Source organism: Bacillota bacterium (assembly GCA_023511835.1).
Classification (GTDB): domain Bacteria; phylum Bacillota; class Sulfobacillia; order JAIMAT01; family JAIMAT01; genus JAIMAT01.
In genome coordinates, this window is record JAIMAT010000088.1 from 1 (window position 1) to 7516 (window position 7516).

The 7516-nt window shown below is 72.0% G+C and carries 10 protein-coding genes; all 10 read left to right on the plus strand.

Translation table 11 applies throughout. From position 1 onward, the window contains the following. Nucleotides 1-313, plus strand: a 313-nt coding sequence (locus tag K6U79_10060) for a metal-dependent hydrolase (protein ID MCL6522695.1), incomplete at its 5' end; no start/stop codon positions are given. Then, nucleotides 310-1500, plus strand: coding sequence for a hypothetical protein (locus tag K6U79_10065; protein ID MCL6522696.1), 1191 nt, complete (start codon nucleotides 310-312; stop codon nucleotides 1498-1500). The genes K6U79_10060 and K6U79_10065, both read left to right, overlap by 4 nt. A 225-nt stretch (nucleotides 1501-1725) precedes the next feature. Beyond that, complete coding sequence (locus K6U79_10070) at nucleotides 1726-1959, plus strand: hypothetical protein (protein ID MCL6522697.1); 234 nt, start codon at nucleotides 1726-1728, stop codon at nucleotides 1957-1959. Between the two features lie 73 nt (nucleotides 1960-2032). Beyond that, nucleotides 2033-2278, plus strand: a complete 246-nt coding sequence (locus K6U79_10075) for a hypothetical protein (GenBank protein MCL6522698.1) — start codon at nucleotides 2033-2035, stop codon at nucleotides 2276-2278. Nucleotides 2279-2352: 74 nt separating this feature from the next. Continuing rightward, nucleotides 2353-2904, plus strand: a complete 552-nt coding sequence (locus K6U79_10080; GenBank protein MCL6522699.1) for a topoisomerase C-terminal repeat-containing protein — start codon at nucleotides 2353-2355, stop codon at nucleotides 2902-2904. 69 nt (nucleotides 2905-2973) lie between these two features. Next, entirely contained in the window at nucleotides 2974-3945 is a 972-nt protein-coding gene (locus K6U79_10085; GenBank protein MCL6522700.1) for an ssDNA-binding domain-containing protein, read from the plus strand. Nucleotides 3946-3956: 11 nt separating this feature from the next. Continuing rightward, on the plus strand, nucleotides 3957-4175 hold the full coding sequence (locus K6U79_10090) for a helix-turn-helix domain-containing protein (protein MCL6522701.1): 219 nt from the start codon (nucleotides 3957-3959) through the stop codon (nucleotides 4173-4175). An 89-nt stretch (nucleotides 4176-4264) separates the two neighbouring features. Beyond that, a complete protein-coding gene (locus K6U79_10095) occupies nucleotides 4265-5455 on the plus strand; it encodes a site-specific integrase (protein MCL6522702.1) in 1191 nt (396 codons plus the stop codon). 100 nt (nucleotides 5456-5555) lie between these two features. Then, nucleotides 5556-6821, plus strand: a complete 1266-nt coding sequence (locus K6U79_10100; GenBank protein ID MCL6522703.1) for an AAA family ATPase — start codon at nucleotides 5556-5558, stop codon at nucleotides 6819-6821. Nucleotide 6822: 1 nt separating this feature from the next. Beyond that, a partial coding sequence (locus K6U79_10105) for a glycosidase (GenBank protein ID MCL6522704.1) occupies nucleotides 6823-7516 on the plus strand: 694 nt, incomplete at its 3' end.

A 7516-nucleotide genomic window follows, 5' to 3' on the forward strand; every position in this document is an offset into this window, starting at 1 on the left:
CGCCGGGGTGCTCTCCTTGGCCGGAGGCCTCGCCTTGGACCAAGGCGTTCCTTGGGCCGCCTGGCTCGCCCTCGCGGTCCTCGCGGGCTACGTCTCCCATCTCGTGCTCGACCTGGCCAACCCGACGCCCGAGCTGCTCCTCTGGCCCTGGTCGAGGAAGAGGATCCGGCTGACCTGCATCCCCGCTCTGCCCGAGGGAGGTCTTGCGGAGAATGCGCTGGAGGCGCTGGTGGCCTGTCTGGCCCTCGCCGGCGCCTGGGCCGCGCTCGGCCCGGATACGCTTTCTCATCTCCGAGAGGTGGTACGCCCATGATCGAGGCGATCGTCACCCGCGCCACCGAGGCTGCCGTGGCTTCCCTGGTGGGCGCAGACGGCCACCTCGAGGTGGTCGAGCGCGGTGGAGGCGGCCCGGCCGTCGAGGCGGCCGCCCGGGTGCCCTCCGACACCCTAGTCGTCGATGCGGACGCGCTCCCGGGCATCGGTCCCCTCGTCACTTACCGGCTTGCCCGGCCCCAGAGCCGCGCGATCGTCCTCGCCCCGGGCCGCTCGCCCGGGGATGGACTCCTCGCGAGCGTCGCGGCGCTGGGCATCTACGACATCGTCACCGACCTGGAAGAGCTCTCGGCTGTGTTGGCTCGGCCTCCGGCCACTCTCGCCCAGGCCATCCGCTGGATCGACCCGAGCCAGGAACCCGGTGCGCAGGCTGCCACGGCCACCCGCATCGAGGTGGTCGACCGCCTCGTTCCCCTGGGGGCGCGCAGCCAGCTCATCGCCGTCGGCGGCATCGCCCCCGGCGTGGGGACCACTACGGTGGCGGCCGCCATCGCCGGTGCGCTCGCCCGGCGCTGGGGCGTCTACCTGGTCGAGGCCAGTCAGGTGCCCTCGGCGGCCCTGGGCGCGGCGGAGCCAGGCGAGTGGGTTCCCCGGCTGGCGGTGGTACCCGGCGCGCTCGTGAGCGTGGCCGAGGGCGAGGAGGCGGGGAAGCCCCTGCCCTATGCCCGGCCCCCCGAGGCGTGGGAGCGGGTGATGGAGGTCCTCCGCGCCCGCGACCGGCCCTACGTGGTCGCCGACCTGGGCACGGTCGACGTCGGCGTGGACGAGCTCTGGCGGCTCGCCAGTCGCCATGCGGACCTGACGGTCCTCGTGGGCCCGGGCGAGCCCGCTCGCTTCGCCTGGTGGCTCGCCTGGCGGTGGCGCGCGAGGCGCCACCGGGCGCTTCCCAGTACGGTGGTCCTCACGGGCTCAGGGGTGAGCCCCCGCAACTGGTGGCTCGCGATGTCGGACGGCGACCCCGGCTTCCCGCCGGCGTCCGTCCGCGCGGTCCACTTCCCGCGCTTGGAGCCTCGCCTCCGCGACGGGCGGTGGGAGACGCCGCCGGCCTACCCCGACGGGGAAGAGTCTCTTCGGGCGGCCGTGCGGGAGATCCTCGGCGACCTCTGGCCGCCGGAGCCGGAAGGGAGACCCCGCCCGAAGCTGCCATGGCTGCCGAGGAGGAAATGAGACCCCGGCGGCTCCGGCTGAGCCTGCCCCCGCCGGGCTCCCCGCTCCAGCAAGGGTCGCTCAGGCCGTGAGCATATGCTCGGCCTCCGGCCTCCGCTATCCCTCCCGGCCCTCGCTCTTTGCTTCGCTCCGCCCTTGCCTCCACGCCCGCCGGGACGGCGCTCCGCGCCTGGCCCTCGGCTCTCAGAGCCGCCGGCGGGCGGCGAGCCGGAGGAGGTGATCGCGATGGAGGACGACGGACGGGTGCTCGGCGTCAAGGTGGTGCGCGCCTGCAAGTGGTGCCATGGCGACGGCGTAGTCGATGTCCAGGACGAGGAGGGTCGCTGGGACGAGGAGGAGTGCTACTTCTGCGAGGGGACCGGGGTGGAAGAGGTGCGCGTTTCGCTCGGCGAGCTGAAGCGGCTCCTGGAAGGCGCCGGGCGGCCGGAGCAAGATGGGCCGAAGGGTGGTAGAGTCTAAGGTGCAAGAAAGGGTGGGTCCCGTGTCGGAGGAAGTGGCCGCAACGCGCGAACCAGGTGGGCCCGGGGCTCCAGTGGACGCCTCCTGGCTGATCCTGCAGCGCCTGGACGACCTCCGGCGCGCCCAGGACGAGCTCAAGGCGGACGTAAAGGAGCGATTGGACGCCTTTGGGCGCGCCCAGGATGAACTGAAGGCGGACATCAAGGCCTTGCGGGCGGACCTTGAGGCGAAGATCGAGTCGGTGCGGAACTGGTCGCTGGGCCTCTTGCTCCTGGCCATCCTGGGCCTTCTCGCGAAGCTCCTGATCCCCGGAGCATAACCGACAAGTTCAGACATCCAGAACCCGAGAAGGGCGGCCCAAGCGGCCGCCCTTCCTGTTTGGAGGTGCGTCCCATGCCGGTCGGACCCTGCCCCCTCTGCGGGGCGGAGGAGCTCGAGGAGATGGAGGACGGCTGGCAGTGCCCGGAGTGCGACTGGGTGCTCTGGCGCGAGATCGGGCATCGACCGCTCAGCGACGCCGAGGCAGCCGAGCTCTGCAAGAAGGGAAAGACCGCGGTCCTGAACGGTTTCCGCTCCAAGGCCGGGAAGCCGTTCAAGGCCGCCCTCAAGGTGGAGGACGACGGCAAGGTCGTCTTCGACTTCCCCGAGCGGCCGCCTGCGGAGCCAGTCGGAAAGTGCCCGGCCTGCGGAGCGGACGTCATCGAGCACGAGCGCTCCTACTCCTGCTCGGCGTGGCGGGAGACCGGCTGCTCTTTCGCTCTCTGGAAGGAGATCGCCGGCCACCGGGTGACGCGGGCGGAGGCGACGTCGCTCCTCCGTGGAGAGGTGGTGGGGCCGGTCCGGCTCAAAGGTCGGAGCGGCCGGCGTTTCCGGGCTCGGCTCCGCCTCGGGGAGGACCACCGCGTCGAGTTCATCTTCGACGACACCGCCAAGGCCGTCTCGTGATCACTCGGACCGCCACAGGGGGTCGGGCTGAGCCCGGCCCCCTTTCTCCTTTCCCGGAGGTGCCGAGCTTTGAACCCCGAGACCGTGCGGGAGCGGGTCCAGGCGCTCCACAAGCGACTCGAGGAGGGCATCGCCCGCCTCCAGACCGCCGAGGAGTGGCAACGCTACCTCAAGGTTCAAGCCCGCTTCCACCGCTACAGCTTCGCCAACACCCTGCTCATCCTTGCCCAGCGGCCCGACGCCACCCTGGTGGCCGGCTACCGCACCTGGCAGGAGCTCGGGCGCCACGTCCGGCGCGGCGAACACGGCATCGTCATCCTCGCTCCCGTAGTCGTCCGGCCCCGAAGGACGGAGGGCGTGCGCGAAGAGCGCCCGGATTCGCCGGACGAGGGCGTCGAGGGGAAGGAGGACGAGAAGGAGCGCGGCCGCGAGGCGGAGGGGCAGCGCGTGGTTGCTTTCCGCCCCGTCTACGTCTTCGACGTGAGCCAAACCGAGGGGAAGCCCCTCCCCGAGCCGCCCGTCCAGACGCTCCGAGGCCACTCCGAGGCGGCCGAGCGCCTCTATCGCGCTCTTCTCCGGATCGCGCAGGAGGAGGGGATCCGCGTGACGGTGGCCCCGGAGCTCGGGGGCGCCCACGGGATCTGGCATTCCCGCGAGCGGGAGATCAGCCTTCTCGCGTCTGACCCGCTGGATCAGCGGGCGAAGACGCTCGCTCACGAGCTCGCACACGCCTGGCTTCATCCGTCGGGCTACGGTCATCCCGACAACCGCCCGCGCGCCGAAACCGAGGCTGAGAGCGTGGCTTACGTGGTCTGTGCGGCACGAGGGCTCGACACGTCGCGCTACTCCTTCGCCTACGTGCTCGGCTGGGCCCAAGATCCGAAGCTCGTTCGCGAGTCAGGAGAGCGGATCCAGGCGGCCGCCAGGCGGATGGTCGAGCGGGTCGAGGAGCTCGAGCAGAGACAAAGCCATGAGAGCGCACGTACCAGACTTCGGAGACCGCGGGCCGAGCGCGACGAGACCTTGGCCCTTGAACGATAGGAGGCATCGCCATGGACGACCGCATCCGCAATGAGAACGGGGAGCCCCTGGTGCTCACCGTCGCCGAGGTGGCCCGGCTCCTGAGGGTCGGCCAGACCACCCTGCGCCAGGCGCTCAAGCGGGGCGACATCCCGCATGTCCGCCTGGGGCGGCGCATCCTGATCCGCCGCGACGCGCTCCTCACGTGGATGGAGGAGCGGGAGCACAGCCACGTGATCACGACCGGCTGAAGGGCCGCCCGCGAAGGTCTCGGCGGCCCCCCGGCGTACTTCCTGGGCCGGAGGGGCCGCCTCGCCTTTCGAGCGAGGTGACCAGAACCTTGGCAAAGGCACAGCAGGCAAACAAGGGCGCCGCTCCACGGGGCCACATCGAGCGGCGCGGGCACAGCTCCTGGCGGGTGGAGGTCACCCTCGGGACCGATCCTACCACCGGTCGGCGAAAGCGCCTACGGGTCACGGTCCGAGGGACCGAGGAGGACGCGCAGCGGAAGCTGACCGAGCTCCTGCGGCAGGCCGACCTCGGGCAGGCGGTGGAGCCGTCGAGAATCACGGTGGGGGAGTACCTGACCCAGTGGCTGGAGGCGGTCAAGGCCCAGGTTGCCCCTGGCAGCATGATCGCCTACTCGGCCATGGCAAAGGCGATGCTCGAAACGAGCGTCGCGGGCATGAGGCTCCAGGCGCTGACCCCGCTCCACGTGGAGCGCGCCTACGGGGAGATGCTGGCGTCGGGCCTCTCGCCCCGCACCGTCGCCCACGACGGCGTCATCCTCAGCCGCGCGCTGGGCGACGCGGTGCGGTGGGGCCTTATCCCCGACAACCCGGCTTCCGCGCGCAGGGCGAAGCGCCCAAGGTGGACCCCGCGAGAGATGCGGGCCTTGACCGCCGACGAAGCCCGTGCTGTCATGGCGGCAGCCGTCCAGGCGGAGTCCGACTCCATCGGGGCGAAGTATGCGAGAACCGTGGAGCTGGCCCTCGCGACCGGCCTCCGGATCAGCGAGGTGCTGGGGCTCCGGTGGGCGGACGTCCAGGAGACCGCCATCAGCGTCCGGCAGATCTTGGCGGACGGGAAGACCCCCGGGCCGACGAAGAGCCGGGCCGGGATGCGGACGGTCCCCCTCCCCAGGGAGGCGCAAGAAGCGCTCCGGCGGCAGCGCCTCTGGCAGAAGGAGCAGCGCCTGGCCTGGGGGCCCGGGTGGAAGCAGACGGGCTACGTCTTCACGCACGAGGACGGCTCGCCAATCCGGCGCAAGACCCTGGAGACCTGGTACGGTAAGTTCATCCGCCGGGCCGGGATCGCGGAGCCGCTCCCCCGTTTCCACGACCTCAGGCACACCTGGGCGACGCTCCAGCTCAAGGCTGGGACCCCCGTGCACGTCGTCTCCAGACTCCTCGGCCACTCCAGCGTCACCGTGACGCTCTCCACGTACGCCCACGTCTTGCCCGAGCAGCAGGAGCAGGCGGCCATGGCGGCAGGCGAGTGGCTGGATGTTCAAACCTCCACGCGCCAGTGAGCGCGAGGGTCAGAGACGGCTTCGTCCCCAAACTGTCCCCAACCACGCGGAGCCGGGCCCGGAAAACGGCCTGGCGAGCGGCTTTCAAGGCGGTGACCACATGAACGAGCAGTTCAGCCTGATCCCCATGGGCAGCCTGCGCCCGGAGCCCATCCCGCTGGACGTGCAGGTCTTCCTGGTGGGGGGCGGCGAGCTCTTCGCCCTGCTCAGCGCCGTGGACGAGGACTTCCGCAAGCTCTTCCCCATCCGCGTGGAGTTCGACGCCGAGATGCCACGGACGGAGGAGAACGTGGCGCGGATGGCCGGCTTCCTCCACCAGTACGCGGCCGACCGCGGGCTCCTGCCGGTCGACGCCGGCGGGGCGGCCGCGCTGGTGGAGTTCAGCTCGCGCCTGGCGGAGGACCAGGAGAAGCTCTCCACCCGGTTCAACGAGCTGGTCCAGCTGCTGGACGAGGCCGCGCTCTGGGCCGCGAGGCGCGGGGCCGAGGCGGTGGCCGCCGAGGACGTCTGGAAGGCGCTGGAGGAGCGGCGCTACCGCTCGGACCGCGTCGAGGAGCGGATCCGCCAGATGTTTGAAGAAGGGACGCTGCTCCTCTCCGTCGACGGCGCGGCGGTGGGTAGCGTCAACGGCCTGGCCGTCCTCTCGTTGGCCGACTACGCCTTCGCCCGGCCCAACCGCATCACCGCCCGGGTCTGGCCCGGGCAGCGCGGCGTCCTCCACGTGGAGCGGGAGAGCGAGCGCAGCGGGCCGGTCCACACCAAGGGCGTCGCCATCCTGGCCGCCTACCTGGCCGGCCGCTACGGCCAGGAGACAGCGCTCTCCTTCTCCGCCTCGCTCACCTTCGAGCAGGTCTACGACGAGGTGGACGGCGACAGCGCCTCGGCGGCCGAGCTCTTCGCGGTCCTCTCGGCGCTGGCCGGCCTCCCCCTCGACCAGGGCGTGGCGGTGACCGGCTCGGTCAACCAGCTGGGCGAGATCCAGCCCATCGGCGGCGTCAACGAGAAGGTGGAGGGCTTCTTCCGCGTCTGCCGGGCGCTGGGGCTGACCGGGCGCCAGGGCGTCCTCCTGCCCAGGCGCAACCGCCGCCACCTGATGCTCCACCCCGAGGTGGTGGAGGCGGTCCGGAGCGGGAGCTTCCACGTCTGGGCCGTCTCGGACGTGGACGAGGCCATGGAGATCCTGACCGGTCTGCCCCGCGAGGAGGTGGACCGGCGCGTGCTGGAGCGTCTGCGCCAGATGAACCAGACACTGCGCAAGCGGGCGGTGCCCGCCCCGGCGCCGGCCGGGGAGGCGGAGGGCGGCGGACCGGCGGGCGGCGCGCGGGCGCCGCAGGCGGAGAGTCGGGCGCGGAGGAGGCGGGCCTGAGATGGCCCTCGAGCCCGGCCGGGAGAGCCTGCCGGCGGAGCTCTTCCACCGCCACCCGGCCAACCCCATCCTGACCGTCCAGCAGTGGCCCTACCCCGCCAACGCCGTCTTCAACCCGGCCGCCGCCCGGGTGGGCCCCGAGACGCTGCTGGTGGTGCGGGTGGAGGATCGGCGCGGCTTCTCCCACCTGACCGTGGCGCGGAGCCGCGACGGCGTCGACGGCTGGCGGATTGACCCGCAGCCGACGCTCCTCCCCGACCCCGCCCACCGCGAGGAGCGCTGGGGGCTGGAGGACCCGCGCCTGGTCTGGCTGGACGAGGAGCGCGCCTGGGCGCTCACCTACGTCTCCTTCTCCGGTGGCGGCCCGGTGGTCTCGCTGGCGCTCACCACCGACTTCCGCCACTTCGAGCGGCGCGGGGTGCTGGTGCCGCCCGAGGACAAGGACGCCGCCCTTCTGCCCCGACGGGTGGGCGGCCGCTGGGCGCTCATCCACCGGCCCGTCATCCGCGGCGAGGCGCACATCTGGATCTCCTTCTCGGAGGATCTGCGCTACTGGGGCGACCACCGGCTCCTCCTGCGCGCCCGGCCGGGCTGGTGGGACTCGGCCCGCGTCGGCCTGGGCGCGCCGCCGCTGGAGACGCCCAACGGCTGGCTGCTGATCTACCATGGCGTGCGCGTGACCGCCTCGGGCAGCC